The following is a 17,230-nucleotide window of genomic DNA, read 5'->3' as shown; positions in this document are numbered from 1 at the left end:
CCTGTTTTCATTTCATTCTTGTGCCATGGTCGCTTATTCATTCCCTGACACGAGGTTGTTATGACGAGTTTTGTGGTCGCCAAATTTGGCGGCACCAGTGTGGCCGATTACGATGCCATGAACCGCAGCGCCGATGTGGTGCTGGCCGATCCGAATACCCGCCTGGTGGTGCTGTCTGCCTCCGCCGGCGTGACGAACCTGCTGGTTTCTCTGTCTGAAGGACTGGAAGCGACAGAACGTTTCGTGAAGCTGGATGCACTGCGCAAAATTCAGTTCGACATCCTTGAACGTCTGCAGAACCCGAACGTCATCCGCGAGGAAGTGGAACGTCTGCTGGAAAATATCACCACTCTGGCAGAAGCGGCGTCTCTGGCTACCTCCACCGCCCTGACCGACGAGCTGGTCAGCCACGGCGAGCTGATGTCCACCCTGCTGTTTGTTGAAATCATGCGCGAGCGTAACGTTCAGGCGCAGTGGTTTGACGTGCGTAAAGTGATGCGCACCAGCGATCGCTTTGGCCGCGCCGAGCCGGACGTTGAGGCGCTGGCGGAGCTGACCAATCAGCAGCTGGCACCACGCCTGGCAGACGGTATCGTGATCACCCAGGGCTTTATCGGCAGTGAAGCAAAAGGCCGCACCACCACGCTTGGCCGCGGCGGCAGCGACTACACCGCCGCGCTGCTGGGCGAAGCCCTGCATGCAACGCGCGTGGATATCTGGACTGACGTTCCGGGAATTTACACCACCGACCCGCGCGTCGTTTCTGCGGCTAAACGTATTGATGTGATCGCCTTTGAAGAAGCGGCTGAAATGGCCACCTTCGGTGCGAAAGTGCTGCACCCGGCAACGCTGCTGCCGGCCGTACGCAGCGATATTCCGGTCTTCGTCGGCTCCAGTAAAGATCCGAAAGCGGGCGGGACGCTGGTCTGCAAAAAAACGGAAAACCCACCGCTGTTCCGCGCCCTGGCCCTGCGCCGTCGCCAGACGCTGGTGACGCTCCACAGCCACAATATGCTGCATTCACGCGGTTTCCTGGCGGAAGTGTTTGGCATTCTGGCGCGCCACAATATCTCGGTGGATCTGATCACCACCTCTGAAGTGAGCATTGCGCTTACGCTGGACACCACAGGCTCTACCTCCACCGGCGACACGCTGCTGACGCAGTCGCTGCTGATTGAGCTGTCTGAGCTGTGCCGCGTGGAAGTAGAAGAAGACCTGGCGCTGGTTGCCATCATCGGCAACAAGCTGTCGCGCGCCTGCGGCGTGGGTAAAGAAGTGTTCGGCGTGCTCGACCCGTTCAGCATCCGCATGATCTGCTACGGCGCATCCAGCTACAACCTCTGCTTCCTGGTGCCTGCCGATCAGGCCGAGCAGGTCGTGCAGAAACTTCATCAGAATTTGTTTGAATAAAATTCGTTAGCAGGATAAACAATACCTATAAGCCGGGCACAGACCCGGCTTTTTCATAACTAAACAACACGACAATACTGTAAGGAATCCACTATGTTATCCGCCGTTACGCGGCTGTTCCCGTTATGGGCGCTGCTGCTCTCCGTACTCGCGTATTACACCCCCGCCACGTTCACGGGCATTGGTCCGTGGGTCGCCACGCTGCTGATGCTGATCATGTTCGGTATGGGCGTGCATCTGAAAATCGACGACTTTAAACGCGTGCTGTCTCGCCCTGCGCCCGTCGCGGCAGGGATCTTCCTGCACTACCTGGTGATGCCGCTTGCGGCGTGGCTGCTGGCGATGGCCTTTAAGATGCCGCCCGATCTCTCCGCCGGGATGGTGCTGGTAGGCAGCGTGGCCAGCGGCACGGCGTCCAACGTCATGATCTACCTGGCGAAAGGCGACGTGGCGCTCTCCGTCACGATCTCGTCCGTTTCGACGCTGGTTGGCGTCGTTGCCACGCCGCTGTTAACCCGTCTGTACGTGGACGCGCATATTCAGGTGGACGTGATGGGCATGCTGCTCAGCATTCTGCAGATTGTGGTGATCCCGATTGCGCTGGGGCTGGTCATTCACCATCTTTTCCCGCGCGTGGTGAAGGCCGTTGAGCCGTACCTGCCCGCGTTTTCGATGGTCTGCATTCTGGCAATCATCAGCGCCGTGGTGGCGGGTTCCGCATCGCACATTGCCTCCGTGGGCTTTGTCGTGATTATCGCCGTGGTGCTGCATAACACGATTGGCCTGCTGGGCGGCTACTGGGGCGGGAAGCTGTTCGGTTTTGACGAATCGACCTGCCGCACGCTGGCAATCGAGGTAGGCATGCAGAACTCCGGCCTGGCGGCGGCGCTCGGTAAAATTTACTTCTCCCCGCTGGCGGCCCTGCCTGGCGCGCTGTTCTCCGTCTGGCATAACCTCTCCGGCTCGCTGCTGGCGGGCTACTGGTCCGGCAAACCGATTGATGAACAAACGAAAAAAGATGCGGTGAAGCAGGGTTAATTTGCGCGGCTTGCTTTACACTGAAGCCTCTCTATCAGGAGGCTTCAGCAATGGCTACACCACGTTTGACCCAGAAAGACATGACGGAAGCCGAGCAGCGCGAACTGAAAACGCTTCTCGACCGTGCCCGTATCGCACATGGCCGCACGCTGACGAACGCCGAAACCAATCAGGTGAAAAAAGAGTACATCGATAAGCTGATGGCGCAGCGTGACGCCGCGGCGAAAAAAGCCCGCAAGCTTAAAAAAGAGCAGGCTTATAAACCCGATGCAGAGGCGACCTTTTCCTGGTCCGCCACAACGTCTACCCGTGGAAGGCGCTAATCAGCGCCCTTTCTTTTTGCGCCCCGGCTGGGTAAAGCGTTTTCCATTACCCGGCTTGCCTCGCCCCTTATCTTCCGCCTGAGGCGCCTTCACCACCGGGCGCTTAATCGCCTGGGTTTTCGGTTTGGCTTTGGCCTTCGGCTTCGCTTCGGACGAGGAGTTCTCGATAAGCTTGAAGAGCTCAATCAGCTCGTCATCCGTTAAATCGCGCCACTCGCCCAGCGGGATACCGGACAGGCTGACGTTCATGATGCGCGTGCGTTCCAGCTTCGTCACTTCATAACCGAAGTGCTCGCACATACGGCGGATCTGGCGGTTTAAGCCCTGCACCAGCGTAATGCGGAACGCGAACGGCGCTTCTTTCTTCACCTTACACTTTTTCGTGACGGTACCGAGGATCGGCACGCCCGCGCCCATGCCACGAATAAATTCGTCCGTAACCGGCTTGTTCACCGTAACGACATACTCTTTCTCGTGGTCATTACCGGCACGCAGAATTTTGTTGACCAGATCGCCGTGGTTGGTGAGAAAAATCAGCCCCTGAGAGTCTTTATCCAGACGGCCAATCGGGAAGATACGGCTGCTGTGGTTCACGAAATCAACGATGTTGTCCCGCTCACCGTCTTCCGTGGTGCTGACAATCCCAACCGGTTTGTTCAACGCGATAAACACCAGGTCTTCAGCATCACGCGGTTCGATGACCTGACCATTCACTTTAACCACATCGCCAGGGACCACCTGGTCGCCGATGGTGGCGCGTTTGCCGTTAAGAAACACGTTACCTTGTTCAATGTAACGATCAGCCTCGCGACGTGAGCAGATCCCGCTCTCGCTAATGTATTTGTTTAATCGGGTTGATTGAGTTGGCAGCATAGTTTCTCCTGTGAAGGGCGAAATATACCTTAGGTATGGGCTGGAAAAAAAGATTAGCCGACGGTTACTGAGACGGGTTTTTTATTTTGCGAGACGCTTTCAGGATTTAGCGTCAGGCCATTTATCCTTGAGCTAACTCCTTTTAGCTTTACTCTCCAGAGACAATTATTTGTAGTTTATAAATCACATGGAGTAATATGAAGGAGATCGTTCAGACAGAATCCTTCCAACGCTGGGAGCAAAACTTAAAAGATCGGCGAGCGAAAACCATTATCGCTTCCCGCCTCTTTCGGTTGGCAAATGGTTTAGCGGGCGACATTAAACCCGTGGGCGAAGGTATAAGTGAGCTGAGGATCCACTATGGTCCGGGCTACAGAATCTATTTTAAAGACCAGGGCAATTGCATCATCGTGCTGTTGTGTGGTGGTGACAAAAGCAGCCAGGCCAGAGACATACTTATGGCAAAAATGCTGAGCAATGTATCCCAATGGCAGGAGTGAATGAGCATGCATAAATTAACACCCTACGATCCAGCCAATGCGCTGGTGGATGACGAGGAAATCGCCGTGTTTATGGCTGATGCCTTAGAAACGGGCGACTCAGCGTATATTGCTAAAGCTCTGGGCGTGATCGCGCGAGCGAAAGGAATGTCGACCATTTCACAGCAAACTGGCCTATCACGAGAGCAACTGTATCGATCGTTCAGTGATAAAGGAAACCCAACGCTTAAAACCACTCTGGCGGTCATGAAAGCATTGGGTCTTGGGCTAACTATCAAACACGCCGGAGATTAATACTCATCCCGCTCGTCGTCTTCATCCGGCTGTTCCATCACGCTGTACGCCACCGCGCAGAACAACGAGTTGAGACGCTTCATATCCCCCAGCAGCCCCAAGTGCAGCGAACTGGTTTCGATACTCTGCACGTTCTGCTGGTGCAGACGCTCAACGTGGGCGTGCGAGTAGCGGCGGTTCAGAATGCGGAAACGATGCTTGTTGCGGCGCAGGCGGCGCGCGCTCGGCACGTCGCTGGAGAAGAAGACCAGCATCGCCAGCTTGAGGTTGCTGACCAGCTGTTCGTGCAGCGCTTCCAGCTCCTTCAGGCCTTCACCTGAAAACGCACGACGCGCGGCAAGGGATTTGTCGGCGATCTCACTGCCCATACGCTCAACGATATCCGAGGCCTGCTCAAGGTTAAGCGACATCTCGATGATTTCCGCCCAGCGGCGGGACTCCTCTTCCGCCAGCTCGTCCTGCGGCATACGCGCCAGGTAAAGCTTGATAGCGGTATAGAGCACGTTGATATCGTCCGCCAGTCTGCGCAGTTCTTTCTCTTCACGCGGCTCGCCGTGCATCACCTTTTGCAGGCCTTCGAGCATGGTTTCCATTGCGTCGCCCATGCGCAGCGTCTCGCGCGCGGCATTCGCCAGCGCCAGCGCCGGGGTATCCAGAGCGGACGTATCCAGGTGCTTCGGCTTCAGGCGCGCATCCAGCTCCGGTTCGTCCTGAATGAGACGCTCGCAGAAGCGGGCCATCGGCCCGGCAAAAGGCACCATCGCCAGGCAGCGCACCAGGTTGTAGAACACGTGGAAGTAGATCACCAGCTCCGCCTTCGGCAGCGGGAGATTGTCCATCAGGTTCGCCAGCGGGTGGATAAAGGGCAGGATAATCAGGCTGCCCACCAGCTTAAACAGCAGGCTGCCCAGCGCCACGCGGCGGGCGGCGGCATTGGCCGCGCTGTTGTTAAGCATCGCCAGCAGGCCTGAGCCGAGGTTGGCCCCGATCACCAGACACAGCGCTACCGGGAAAGAGATCGCCCCTGCGGCGGTAAGCGTGGCCGTCAGCAGGACCGCCGCCAGGCTGGAGTAGCTGACGATAGCAAACACCGCGCCAATGAGCGCGTCCAGCATGATGTCCCCGGTCAGGGAGGCGAAGATGACCTGAACGCCATTGGCCTCGGTGATTGGCGTGACCGCCTGCACAATCAGCTCCAGCGCCAGCAGGATCAGCCCGAGGCCAATTCCTACGCGCCCGAGCTGCCCGGCGCGCGTCTGTTTGCGGCCGAGGAAGAAGATGACGCCGAGAAAAATCAGCAGCGGCGACAGCCAGGAGAGATCGAAGGTCAGAACACGCGCCATCAGCGCGGTACCTACATCCGCACCCAGCACAATCACCAGCGCCGGGGCCAGCGCCACCAGATCCTGCGCCACAAAGGAGGTGACAAGCAGGGTCGTGGCGTTACTGCTCTGAACCAGTGCCGTTACGCCAATGCCCGCGCAGAAGGCGAGCGGCTTCTTCTCAACGCTGCTGCTGAGAACGGTACGTAAGCGCGCGCCAAATACGCGCATCACGCCGGTACGGACGATATGGGTGCCCCATACGAGCAGTGCGACTGCAGAGAGCAGGTGTAACAACGTCAGCACGGAAGTTTTTCCTCCTTATCGTTATGTGTTTTCCTGAGGTTTGTTGCGCATTGTCTTGCCGGATGGCGGCTACGCCTTATCCGGCCTACGCGCAGGTCCGGTAAGCGCAGCGCCACCGGGCAAAAGATAAGAACCTTCTTCCAGTATAAGGGTTTAAACGTAAGAAAGAGACAGGGCGCCCAATGAGCGCCCTGTTTGTTGTAAGGAAAAGTGATTTTAGTCGGCATCGTAGCCAAGATTAGGCGCCAGCCAGCGCTCCACTTCAGACACGCTCATCCCTTTGCGCAGGGCGTAATCTTCAATCTGATCCCGCTGCAGCTGCGCCACGGCAAAGTACTTGCTGTCCGGATGGCTGAAGTACCAGCCTGAGACGGACGCGCCTGGCCACATGGCGAACGACTCGGTGAGCTTCATGCCGGTATGGGCTTCCACATCCAGCAGCTTCCAGATGGTGCCTTTTTCGGTGTGCTCCGGACAGGCCGGATAGCCCGGCGCCGGGCGAATCCCCTGGTAGTTTTCGCGGATCAGCTCCTCGTTGCTGAGGTTTTCATTCGCCGCATAGCCCCAGTACACCTTACGCACGCGCTCGTGGAGGTACTCGGCGAAGGCTTCCGCCAGGCGGTCGGCAATCGCTTTCACCATGATTTTATTGTAATCATCGTGCTGCGCTTCGAACGCGTCCGCCAGCGCATCTTCTTCGAGACCACCGGTTACCGCAAAGGCGCCGACATAGTCGGCTTTACCACTCAGCTTCGGCGCGACGAAATCGGCCAGGCAGTAGTTGGCAAAGCCCACTTTTTCCGTTTGCTGGCGCAGATGGCGGCTGACCGCCAGCACGTGGGTGCGGGTTTCATCGCGGTAGATTTCGATGTCGTCGCCCACGCGGTTCGCCGGGAACAGGCCCACCACGCCGCGCGGGTTGAGGGTTTTCTCTGCGCTCAGCGTGTCGAGCATGTCGTTGGCATCTTTAAACAGGCGCTTCGCCTCCTCGCCGACCACCTCATCTTCCAGGATGCGCGGATATTTGCCCGCCAGCGACCAGGTCATAAAGAACGGCGTCCAGTCGATGTAGTTGCGCAGCGTCTCGATGCTGGCCGTCACGTCCTGCACGCCCAGACGATGTGCCACCGGCGGCGTGTAGCTGGACCAGTCGAAGGCCAGATCGTTGTCGCGTGCCGCCTGAAGCGAAACAGGCGGGGTGCGCGGCTTCTTACGGCCGTGCTGGATGCGAACGGTTTCGTACTCTTTGCGGGTGCGCGCCACAAAATCGTCGCGCTGGGTGTCGGAGAGCAGCGCGGAGACTACGCCCACGGTGCGCGAGGCGTTCTGCACGTAGACCGTCGGGCCGCTGTAGTTCTGCTCGATTTTCACCGCCGTGTGCGCTTTCGAGGTGGTCGCCCCGCCAATCAATAGCGGAATGGTGAAGCCCTGTCGCTCCATCTCTTTTGCCACGTTGACCATTTCGTCGAGCGACGGCGTAATCAGGCCAGAGAGGCCAATCAGGTCGGCGTTCACTTCGCGCGCGGTCTTGAGGATTTTGTCCGCCGGGACCATCACGCCAAGGTCGATAATTTCGTAGTTATTACACTGCAGCACTACGCCAACGATGTTCTTGCCGATGTCGTGCACGTCGCCCTTCACGGTGGCGATAACCATCTTGCCGTTGCTGGAGCCTTTCTCTTTGCTGGCTTCGATGTAGGGCTCCAGATAGGCCACTGCCTGCTTCATCACGCGGGCGGATTTCACCACCTGCGGTAGGAACATTTTGCCCTCACCGAACAGATCGCCGACCACGTTCATGCCGTCCATCAGGGGACCTTCGATCACCTCAATCGGGCGGGCTGCCTGCTGGCGCGCCTCTTCGGTATCGAGCTCGATAAATTCGGTGATACCTTTGACCAGCGAGTATTCCAGACGCTTTTTCACGTCCCACGAACGCCACTCGGCCTGCTGAACGTTTGCCGCCTCATCCGATTTGCTGCCGCGGTATTTCTCCGCCAGGTCCAGCATGCGCTCGGTGGCGTCGTCGCGGCGGTTAAGAATTACGTCCTCTACGGCATCGCGCAGCTCGGCAGGGAGGTCGTCGTAAATTGCCAGCTGGCCGGCGTTAACGATCCCCATGTCCATGCCGTTGCGGATGGCGTAGTAGAGGAACACGGCGTGGATCGCTTCGCGCACCGGGTCGTTACCGCGGAACGAGAACGACACGTTCGATACGCCGCCGGAGATCAGCGCATGCGGCAGCTCGCGCTTGATGTCCTCACATGCCCCGATAAAGTCCTGGGCGTAGTTATTGTGCTCTTCAATCCCGGTCGCGACGGCGAAGATATTCGGGTCAAAGATAATGTCTTCCGGCGGGAAGCCCACCTCTTCGGTCAAAATCTTGTACGCGCGGCGGCATATCTCAATTTTACGCTCGCGGGTATCCGCCTGGCCCACCTCGTCGAAGGCCATGACCACCACGGCGGCACCGTAGCGGCGGACCATCTTCGCGTGGTGGATAAAGATATCAACGCCCTCTTTCATCGAGATAGAGTTGACGATGCCTTTACCCTGAATGCACTTCAGCCCTTTTTCGATGACCTCCCACTTGGAGGAGTCGATCATGATCGGCACGCGGGCGATATCCGGCTCGCCGGCAATCAGGTTGAGGAAACGCACCATCGCCGCTTCGGCGTCGAGCATCCCTTCGTCCATGTTGATATCGATAATCTGCGCGCCGCTTTCCACCTGCTGGCGGGCAACGTCCAGCGCTTCGCTGTATTTCTCTTCTTTGATCAGTCGCTTGAACTTTGCAGAACCGGTGACGTTAGTACGCTCACCCACGTTCACAAACAGGCTGTCGTCGCCGATGGTCAACGGCTCAAGGCCGGACAGACGACAGGCAACCGGAAGCTCGGGCAGCCTGCGCGGCGGCAGCCCGGCCACGACGTTGCTCATGGCCGCGATGTGCTCCGGCGTGGTGCCGCAGCAGCCACCGACGATGTTCAGGAAGCCAGACTCGGCCCACTCGCGGATTTGCGCCGCCATGGTGTCGGCATCGAGATCGTATTCACCGAACGCGTTCGGCAGACCGGCGTTCGGGTGGGCAGTGACGTAGCATTCCGCGATGCGGGAAAGCTCCTGTACGTACTGGCGCAGTTCATCCGGCCCCAGCGCGCAGTTAAGGCCAAAGGAGAGCGCTTCGGCGTGACGCAGGGAGTTATAAAACGCTTCGGTTGTCTGACCGGACAGGGTACGGCCGGAAGCGTCGGTGATGGTGCCGGAAATCATGATCGGCAGGTCAACGCCCAGCGCCTCGAACTCCTCTTTCACCGCGTAAATCGCGGCTTTGGCATTGAGGGTGTCGAATACGGTTTCAATCAGGATCAGATCGGAACCGCCTTCCACCAGCGCTTTGGTCGATTCACGGTAGGCCGCGACCAGCTGATCGAAGGTGATATTACGAAACGCCGGGTCGTTGACGTCCGGCGAAATCGACGCGGTGCGGTTCGTCGGGCCAAGCACCCCGGCAACGTAGCGAGGCTTGTCCGGCGTGCGGGCCGTCCACTCGTCGGCGCAGGCGCGCGCCAGCTTCGCGGCTTCCAGGTTGATTTCCGCCGACAGGGATTCCATCTGGTAATCCGCCATGGCGATAGTTGTCGAGTTGAATGTGTTGGTTTCAACGATATCCGCACCCGCTTCGAAGTAGGCGTTGTGGATATCCTTAATAACGGACGGCTTGCTGAGCACCAGCAGGTCGTTGTTCCCTTTCAGGTCGCAGGGCCAGTCGGCAAAGCGTTCGCCGCGGAAATCGTCTTCACTCAGACGATACCCCTGGATCATGGTGCCCATGCCGCCGTCCAGCACCAGAATTCGTTCATTTAACTGCGCACGCAGTTGCTCTACTTTGCTGCTCACACTTGCTCCCGACAACGCTCAACAAGGCCAAAAGGCTGCGTTCCATACTGGCACAATCTCGCAGGGTGGAAAAGCCGCACAGCGGTAACATGAGACATGTTCACCATCACTCATCCGATCAGTCAGGATAACGGTTGCAAATTCACCAAATAAAACGAAAATGATTTCCACGATACAGAAAAAGGAGATCGTCATGGTCGCGACCGTTCCCGCTAAACGCGGCAGAAAACCTGCTGCCACCGCCGCCGCCGCACAACAGGGCGGACAGGTTCAATCGCTAACGCGCGGTTTGAAGCTGCTGGAGTGGATAGCCGAGTCGCACGGCAGCGTGGCCCTGACGGAGCTGGCCCAGCAGGCCGGCCTGCCGAACTCCACGACGCACCGCCTGCTGACCACCATGCAGCAGCTGGGCTTTGTCCGCCAGGTCGGCGAGCTGGGGCACTGGGCGGTGGGCGCGCATGCGTTTATCGTCGGCAGCAGCTTCCTGCAGAGCCGCAACCTGCTGGCGATTGTGCACCCGATTCTGCGCAAGCTGATGGAGGAGTCCGGCGAGACGGTCAACCTGGCGGTGCTGGACCAGAGCGACCACCAGGCGATTATCATCGACCAGGTGCAGTGCACGCAGCTGATGCGCATGTCCGCACCGATTGGCGGCAAGCTGCCGATGCATGCCTCCGGGGCGGGGAAAGCGTTTCTTTCGCAGCTGAGCGAAGAGCAGGTGACGGGACTGCTGCACCGTAAAGGGCTGCACGCCTATACCCACGCCACGCTGGTGTCGCCCGTGCATCTGAAAGAAGATCTGGCCCTGACCCGCAAGCGCGGCTATTCGTTTGATGATGAAGAACATGCCCTGGGCCTGCGCTGCCTCGCGGCCTGTATTTTTGACGAGCACCGCGAGCCGTTTGCCGCCATATCCATCTCCGGGCCGATTTCGCGGATGACCGACGACCGCGTGACCGAGCTGGGCGCGCTGGTGATTAAGGCGGCGAAAGAGGTGACGCTGGCGTATGGTGGGATTCGTTGAGATTGAGTGCGGCCTGATGCCCTCACCCCGGCCCTCTCCCGCAGGGAGAGGGAAATCTGATGCCCTCACCCTGCTAGAGAGGGTGCAAACCTAATGCAAAACCGCTGCTTGCGGCGGTAAGCGTACACATCTTCGACATGCCCATTTTTGATCCGCGTTTGCAGCCCGCGCCAGTAGCTGGCGCGGAACAGATCCTCATGCATCTCTTCGAATAGCGGCCCGATGCGCGGGTCGGCGCACAGCCAGTGGCGAAACTCCTCCGGAAACACATCGCCCGGCGAGACGCTGTACCACGGCTCACCGGAAAGCTCATCTTCCGGGTAGCGGGGCTGTGGTATATCGCGGAAATTTACCTCGGTCATGTAGCAAATTTCGTCGTAATCGTAGAACACCACCCGCCCGTGACGGGTGACGCCGAAGTTTTTAAACAGCATGTCGCCCGGGAAAATATTGGCGGCGGCAAGCTGGCGAATCGCGTTGCCATATTCTTCAATGGCATCCCGCAGCGCCTGGCCTTCGGACTGCTCAAGCCAGATATTCAGCGGCACCATGCGGCGTTCGATGTAGAGATGGCTAATCACGATTTTATCACCCAGATCGGTGATTTTCGCGGGCGCTTCCTGCATTAACAGCGCCATGAGCGCCGGGTCGATCTGCTGTTTATCCAGCACAAAGTTTTCGAATTCCTGGGTATCCGCCATGCGCCCGACGCGATCGTGTTCTTTAACCAGCTGATAGCAGGCGCGAACGTGCGCGGCGGTCATCTCTTTCTGCGGTGCGAATCTGTCTTTAATCACCTTAAAGACCCGGTCGAAACCCGGCAGCGTAAAGACCAGCATCACCATACCGCGAATGCCGGGCGCTTCGATAAACTGCTCATCGGCCGCGGTGACATAGCGCAGGTACTCCCGGTAGCTTTCCGTTTTGGCGTGCTTCTGGCAGCCAATGGCCATATACAGCTCGGCGGTGGTTTTGCCCGGCAGGATCTCTCGCAGCCACTCCACCAGGGCGGCAGGCAGCGGAGCGTATACCATGAAATAGGAGCGGGCGAAGCCAAACACGATGCTGGCTTCGGCGCCTGTGGTCAGGCAGGTATCGACAAACAGTTCCCCATCGTCGGTACGGTGAATGGGCAGCAGAAAAGGCACAATGGCGGTCGGCGTAACCAGTTTGCCCACCAGCCAGGCGGCTTTATTGCGGTAGAAAAGCTCGTTGGCAACCTGCAAATGGCTGTGGCTGAGCACCTCCGCGCCGAAGGTTTCGTTGAGATGGGCGTGGATATAGCCGATATCCCGGGTTTTATTCTCCCAGGGCAGGCGCAGCGGCAGATCCGTTAGCACGCGGTGCAGGAGCTTTTCCCATCCGCGATCGGGAAAGAAATCTTTCGCCAGCGGACGGGGAATGGTTCGAAAGCGTCGCTCGGGCTGGGAGCTGAAGATAAATAACCGCTCAGGAGATAGTGAGCGGTGGTCAAATAACCGACAATAGACGGAGTTGAAAAAGCTCTCCGCAATCTCGAAGCGCGGGTAATCGGGTAACAAATGGGTGTAGTGCTCTTTCACGCGCAGTAAAAATTCCGCGTCCGGACTTTTACCGTCGGTAATACAGCGCAGCTGCTCCACCACCAGACCCACGTGGTGGTCATAGAGATGGATACGCTGCTTCATGGCCTGCTGAACCGCATGCCAGTCTGCATGTTCGAAGCGCTGCTGCGCGCCGGATGTCACTTCAAGAAAACGACCATACTGGGCATCGAAGCCCTGCAAAATAGTTTGGGCAATCAGCAATTCCAGGCCACGCGACATATATTCCCCCTCACCCCAACCCTCTCCCCGAGAGGGGAGAGGGGGAAAAGATTAGAACTGTGCTTCTTCCGTTGAACCCGTTAAGGCGGTGACGGAGGAGGTTCCGCCCTGGATAATCGTGGTCACATTGTCAAAGTAGCCGGTTCCCACCTCCTGCTGGTGAGACACGAAGGTGTAACCGTCTTTGCCCGCCGCAAACTCCGGCTGCTGCACCTTCTCAACGTAGTGCTTCATGCCCTCACCCTGCGCATAGGCGTGCGCCAGGTCGAACATGTTGAACCACATGCTGTGGATGCCTGCCAGGGTAATGAACTGGTATTTGTAGCCCATGTCGGACAACTGCTGCTGGAAGCTGGCGATGGTTTTGTCATCCAGCTTTTTCTGCCAGTTGAAGGACGGCGAGCAGTTGTAGGCCAGCAGTTTTCCCGGATACTTCGCGTGGATGGCGTCGGCAAAGCGTTTTGCCAGCGCCAGATCCGGCGTGGAGGTTTCACACCAGACCAGGTCCGCATAAGGCGCGTACGCCAGGCCGCGGCTGATCGCCTGTTCAATGCCGGCATGGGTGCGGTAGAAGCCTTCACTGGTACGCTCGCCGGTGATGAACTCGCTGTCGTACGGGTCACAGTCAGAGGTGATCAGGTCCGCCGCATCGGCATCGGTACGGGCAATCACCAGCGTCGGCACGCCGAGCACGTCCGCAGCCAGACGCGCGGCAACCAGCTTCTGTACGGCTTCCTGTGTAGGAACCAGCACCTTACCGCCCATGTGTCCGCATTTTTTCACTGACGCCAGCTGGTCTTCGAAGTGAACGGCCGCTGCACCGGCCTCAATCATCGATTTCATCAGCTCGAAGGCGTTCAGCACGCCGCCGAAGCCCGCCTCCGCATCCGCGACGATCGGCAGGAAGTAGTCAGTAAAGCGCGGATCGCCAGGTTCGATTCCGGCGGCCCATTGGATCTGATCCGCACGGCGGAAGGTATTGTTGATCCGATCCACCACCGACGGCACGGAGTTAGCCGGATAGAGCGACTGATCCGGGTACATGCTGGACGCCAGGTTAGCGTCCGCCGCAACCTGCCAGCCGGAGAGATAAATCGCCTCAATACCCGCCTTCGCCTGCTGCAGCGCCTGACCGCCGGTCAGCGCGCCGAGGCTGTTGATGTAGCCCTTTTTAGAGCCACCGTGCAGCAGCTTCCACATTTTCGCCGCACCGTTCTGTGCCAGCGTGCATTCCGGATTGACCGAGCCGCGTAATTTCACCACTTCCTCCGCGCTGTAAGGACGGCGGATGCCTTCCCAGCGAGGCTGTGTCCACTCTTTCTTCAACTCTTCGATTTGTTGGGTACGGGTTTTCATGTGCAGATGCTCCATATTGTTATGTGGTGAGTTACGCCAGGAAGCGGTAGCCCGGCAGGGTCAGGAAGTCGATTAAGTCATCTGATGTGGTGATTTGCTCCATCAGGCGCGCGGCGTCGTCAAAACGTCCACTGCTGAAGCGGTGCTCGCCCAGCTCGTCCTGGATCACCCGCATCTCTTCGGCCAGCATCTGGCGGAACAGGGTCTTGGTCACCGGTTTGCCGTTGCTGAGCGTTTTTTGATGGTGGATCCACTGCCAGATGGAGGTACGTGAGATCTCCGCCGTCGCGGCATCTTCCATCAGGCCGTAGATAGGTACGCAGCCGTTGCCGGAGATCCATGCTTCGATGTACTGGACCGCGACGCGGATATTGGCACGCATGCCCTCTTCCGTACGCTCGCCCGCGCACGGTGCCAGCAGCTGTTCTTCAGCCGTTGGGGCATCGTCTTCGCGCGTGACAAACAGCTGGTTTTTGTTGTCGCCGAGAACGCGGTTAAAGACCTCCATCGCCGTATCGGCCAGGCCGGGATGGGCAATCCACGTGCCGTCGTGACCGTTACGGGCTTCAAGCTCTTTGTCGGCTTTAACCTTGTTGAGCACCTGATTGTTGCGTTCTGCGTCTTTGCTCGGGATAAATGCCGCCATGCCGCCCATCGCAAAGGCGCCGCGCTTATGGCAGGTTTTGATCAGCAGGCGCGAGTAAGCGCTCAGGAACGGTTTATCCATGGTCACGACCTGGCGATCCGGCAACACGCGGTCGGGATAGTTTTTCAGGGTTTTGATGTAGCTGAAAATATAGTCCCAGCGTCCGCAGTTCAGGCCGACAATGTGGTCGCGCAGGGCGTGCAGAATTTCATTCATCTGGAACACGGCAGGCAGCGTTTCAATTAGCAGCGTGGCTTTGATGGTGCCGCGCGGCAGGTTGAAACGATCTTCCGCGTAGCTGAACACTTCGCTCCACCAGGCCGCTTCCTGCCAGGCCTGCGTTTTTGGCAGATAGAAATAAGGGCCGCTGCCTTTTGCCAGCAGGTTCTTGTAGTTGTGGAAGAAATAGAGTGCGAAATCAAACAGGCTGCCCGGAATGGCTTCCCCACGCCAGGTGACATGTTTTTCAGGCAGGTGCAGGCCGCGCACGCGACAGATCAGCACCGCCGGGTTCGGTTTGAGCTGGTAAATTTTGCCGGCTTCGTTGGTATAGCTGATGGTGCCGTTCACGGCGTCGCGCAGGTTGATCTGCCCCTCGATGACCTTACGCCAGTCCGGCGCCAGAGAGTCTTCAAAATCGGCCATGAAGACTTTAACGTTGGCGTTCATGGCGTTGATCACCATTTTGCGCTCTACCGGACCGGTGATCTCAACGCGACGATCCTGTAACTCTTCAGGGATGCCGCGGATTTTCCACTCACCGCGACGAATGGAAGCGGTTTCCGAAATGAATCCAGGCAACTTGCCATCGTCAATTTCCTGCTGCTGATGAATGCGTGCCGCCAGCAGCTTATTACGCTGCGGCGTAAAGCGGGTCACCAGTTCAGTCAGAAATTCTACCGCTTCCGCCGTCAAAACCTGCTGTTCTTGCTCGCCATACGGCTGGGTAAAGGCCAGTTCATCGACCGTCGTTGCCTGTTGAGTCATTACTCTGCTCCTCATCAAAGATCCAAAATCACGCCCCCGATGCGAACGAAAGATCGTTGGGTAGTTTTCGCTCAGCAGAATTAAGACTATCTATATTTTTTCTAAAATCAAAAACAATTTCCATTTTAATTTAATATTGAATTTAATTGTCTGATTTTATTGAAATTAAAGTTTAACTGGAGGGTGGGCGACATTTCGGAAATAAAAAAGGCACCCGAAGGTGCCTGATTTGAATAGCTGAAACGCTTTAGGATCGTTTAGTGCAGAAGATTACTCCAGCGTTGGATTCATGTGACGCAGATCGTATGGCGTTATCTGGTAGACGTAATAGTTGAGCCAGTTAGTGAAAAGCAAATTCCCGTGGCTGCGCCAGGTTGCTCTCGGTTTGTTTTGCGGATCGTCTTTCGGGAAATAGTTGTACGGTACATCCGGATTAAGACCCGCTTCGACATCACGGAAATACTCTGATGCGAGGGTATGCGGATCGTACTCAGGATGTCCGGTCACAAAAGCAATGCGTTTATCCTTGCTGGCAAACAGGTAAGCATCTCCGTCTTCCGTTTCGGCCAGGATCTCCAGATCGGTGTAATCACGAATCAGCTGGGCCGGGAAATCGGCGTAGCGAGAATGCGGGGCCAGGAAAGAGTCATCGAAACCGCGCGTCAGCAACGCATGTGGATGAAGAATGTGGTGTTCGTATACGCCAGAGAGCTTTTCAGTGCGGGTTTGCTTGGGGATGCCATAAAGAATATTCAGTGCGGCTTGTACCGCCCAACAGACAAACAATGTGGAGGTAACGTGATCTTTTGCCCACTCCAGAACCTGTTTGATCTGAGGCCAGTAGGCGACATCGTTAAATTCAACCAGGCCGAGCGGCGCGCCGGTCACGATCAGTCCGTCGAAGTTTTCACCCTGAATGTCATCGAAGTTACAGTAGAAGTTGTTCAAATGCTCAGATGGCGTGTTACGTGATTCACGGGCATCGATTCGCAGCAACTGGATATCCACCTGCAGCGGGGAGTTCGACAGAAGACGCAGGAACTGGTTTTCTGTTTCGATCTTTTTTGGCATCAGATTGAGAATAAGCACCTTCAGCGGGCGAATTTCCTGACCTGTCGCACGCGAAGCCGTCATGACGAAGACGTTTTCTTCACGCAAGAAATTGACGGCTGGTAGCTCGTCCTGCACCCGAATCGGCATAGCTTTATATCCTCACAGCATACGTATAAACGTTTAGACATCCAGATAGCTAACGATACCCAGAAACGGGCATAATGTCGAGCCTGCAAGCGGAAGGTGAGAAAGTTTCAAGGAGGGCGGAGAGGGAAAAACAAAAGCAAAAAACCCCGCACCTTACGGTACGGGGTTTTTCTAATTGATGCCTGGCAGTTCCCTACTCTCACATGGGGAGACCCCACACTACCATCGGCGCTACGGCGTTTCACT

General features: G+C 57.3%; 13 protein-coding genes. 6 read left to right on the top strand and 7 right to left on the bottom strand.

Features of this window, described 5'->3' with window-relative positions; genetic code table 11:
• The first annotated feature begins 60 nt into the window (after window positions 1-60).
• The 3 genes from lysC to QMN93_RS16340 all read left to right on the top strand — a co-directional run bounded on the left by lysC (window position 61) and on the right by QMN93_RS16340 (window position 2,771).
• On the top strand, window positions 61-1,410 hold the full coding sequence (gene lysC, locus QMN93_RS16350; protein ID WP_023309996.1) for a lysine-sensitive aspartokinase 3: 1,350 nt from the start codon (window positions 61-63) through the stop codon (window positions 1,408-1,410).
• Between the two features lie 93 nt (window positions 1,411-1,503).
• On the top strand, window positions 1,504-2,448 hold the full coding sequence (gene panS, locus QMN93_RS16345) for a ketopantoate/pantoate/pantothenate transporter PanS (RefSeq protein WP_029740629.1): 945 nt from the start codon (window positions 1,504-1,506) through the stop codon (window positions 2,446-2,448).
• 50 nt (window positions 2,449-2,498) lie between these two features.
• On the top strand, window positions 2,499-2,771 hold the full coding sequence (locus tag QMN93_RS16340) for a DUF3811 domain-containing protein (RefSeq protein WP_023309994.1): 273 nt from the start codon (window positions 2,499-2,501) through the stop codon (window positions 2,769-2,771).
• Here the strand turns inward: QMN93_RS16340 and rluF are convergent, their stop codons facing one another.
• The gene (gene rluF, locus QMN93_RS16335; protein WP_033144377.1) at window positions 2,772-3,644 is read right to left on the bottom strand and encodes a 23S rRNA pseudouridine(2604) synthase RluF; all 873 of its coding nucleotides are present in this window, start codon (window positions 3,642-3,644) and stop codon (window positions 2,772-2,774) included.
• Between the two features lie 197 nt (window positions 3,645-3,841).
• Here rluF and QMN93_RS16330 point away from each other — a divergent pair, with 197 nt between their 5' ends.
• Both QMN93_RS16330 and QMN93_RS16325 read left to right on the top strand, forming a co-directional pair.
• On the top strand, window positions 3,842-4,144 hold the full coding sequence (locus QMN93_RS16330; RefSeq protein ID WP_039264167.1) for a type II toxin-antitoxin system RelE/ParE family toxin: 303 nt from the start codon (window positions 3,842-3,844) through the stop codon (window positions 4,142-4,144).
• Between the two features lie 6 nt (window positions 4,145-4,150).
• Entirely contained in the window at window positions 4,151-4,438 is a 288-nt protein-coding gene (locus QMN93_RS16325; RefSeq protein WP_033144375.1) for an addiction module antidote protein, read from the top strand.
• Here QMN93_RS16325 and QMN93_RS16320 read toward each other — a convergent pair.
• Window positions 4,435-6,066, bottom strand: coding sequence for a Na/Pi cotransporter family protein (locus QMN93_RS16320; RefSeq protein WP_033144374.1), 1,632 nt, complete (start codon window positions 6,064-6,066; stop codon window positions 4,435-4,437). The genes QMN93_RS16325 and QMN93_RS16320 overlap by 4 nt on opposite strands.
• 216 nt (window positions 6,067-6,282) lie before the next feature.
• The gene (gene metH / locus QMN93_RS16315; RefSeq protein WP_182382903.1) at window positions 6,283-9,966 is read right to left on the bottom strand and encodes a methionine synthase; all 3,684 of its coding nucleotides are present in this window, start codon (window positions 9,964-9,966) and stop codon (window positions 6,283-6,285) included.
• 193 nt (window positions 9,967-10,159) lie between these two features.
• On the opposite strand from metH, the gene iclR reads away from it, so the two are divergent.
• Complete coding sequence (gene iclR, locus QMN93_RS16310; protein WP_023309988.1) at window positions 10,160-10,990, top strand: glyoxylate bypass operon transcriptional repressor IclR; 831 nt, start codon at window positions 10,160-10,162, stop codon at window positions 10,988-10,990.
• A 65-nt stretch (window positions 10,991-11,055) separates the two neighbouring features.
• Here iclR and aceK read toward each other — a convergent pair whose 3' ends face one another.
• From aceK to metA, 4 genes are all read right to left on the bottom strand, one after another.
• Window positions 11,056-12,795 carry a bifunctional isocitrate dehydrogenase kinase/phosphatase gene (gene aceK / locus QMN93_RS16305; RefSeq protein ID WP_059445339.1) on the bottom strand — a complete coding sequence of 580 codons (1,740 nt, stop codon included), beginning with the start codon at window positions 12,793-12,795 and terminating at the stop codon, window positions 11,056-11,058.
• A gap of 51 nt (window positions 12,796-12,846) precedes the next feature.
• Window positions 12,847-14,151 carry an isocitrate lyase gene (gene aceA, locus QMN93_RS16300; RefSeq protein WP_023309986.1) on the bottom strand — a complete coding sequence of 435 codons (1,305 nt, stop codon included), beginning with the start codon at window positions 14,149-14,151 and terminating at the stop codon, window positions 12,847-12,849.
• 31 nt (window positions 14,152-14,182) lie between these two features.
• Window positions 14,183-15,784, bottom strand: coding sequence for a malate synthase A (gene aceB / locus QMN93_RS16295; protein WP_033144370.1), 1,602 nt, complete (start codon window positions 15,782-15,784; stop codon window positions 14,183-14,185).
• 270 nt (window positions 15,785-16,054) lie between these two features.
• On the bottom strand, window positions 16,055-16,984 hold the full coding sequence (gene metA / locus QMN93_RS16290) for a homoserine O-succinyltransferase (RefSeq protein WP_024906663.1): 930 nt from the start codon (window positions 16,982-16,984) through the stop codon (window positions 16,055-16,057).
• Window positions 16,985-17,230 lie beyond the last annotated feature (246 nt).

Origin of the sequence: Enterobacter sp. R-1.6.2 (genome assembly GCF_035064085.1) — a bacterium.
Lineage (GTDB): Bacteria > Pseudomonadota > Gammaproteobacteria > Enterobacterales > Enterobacteriaceae > Enterobacter > Enterobacter asburiae_B.
The sequence above is the reverse complement of the archived record's forward strand: the minus strand, read 5'-3'. Positions and strand labels throughout refer to the sequence as shown.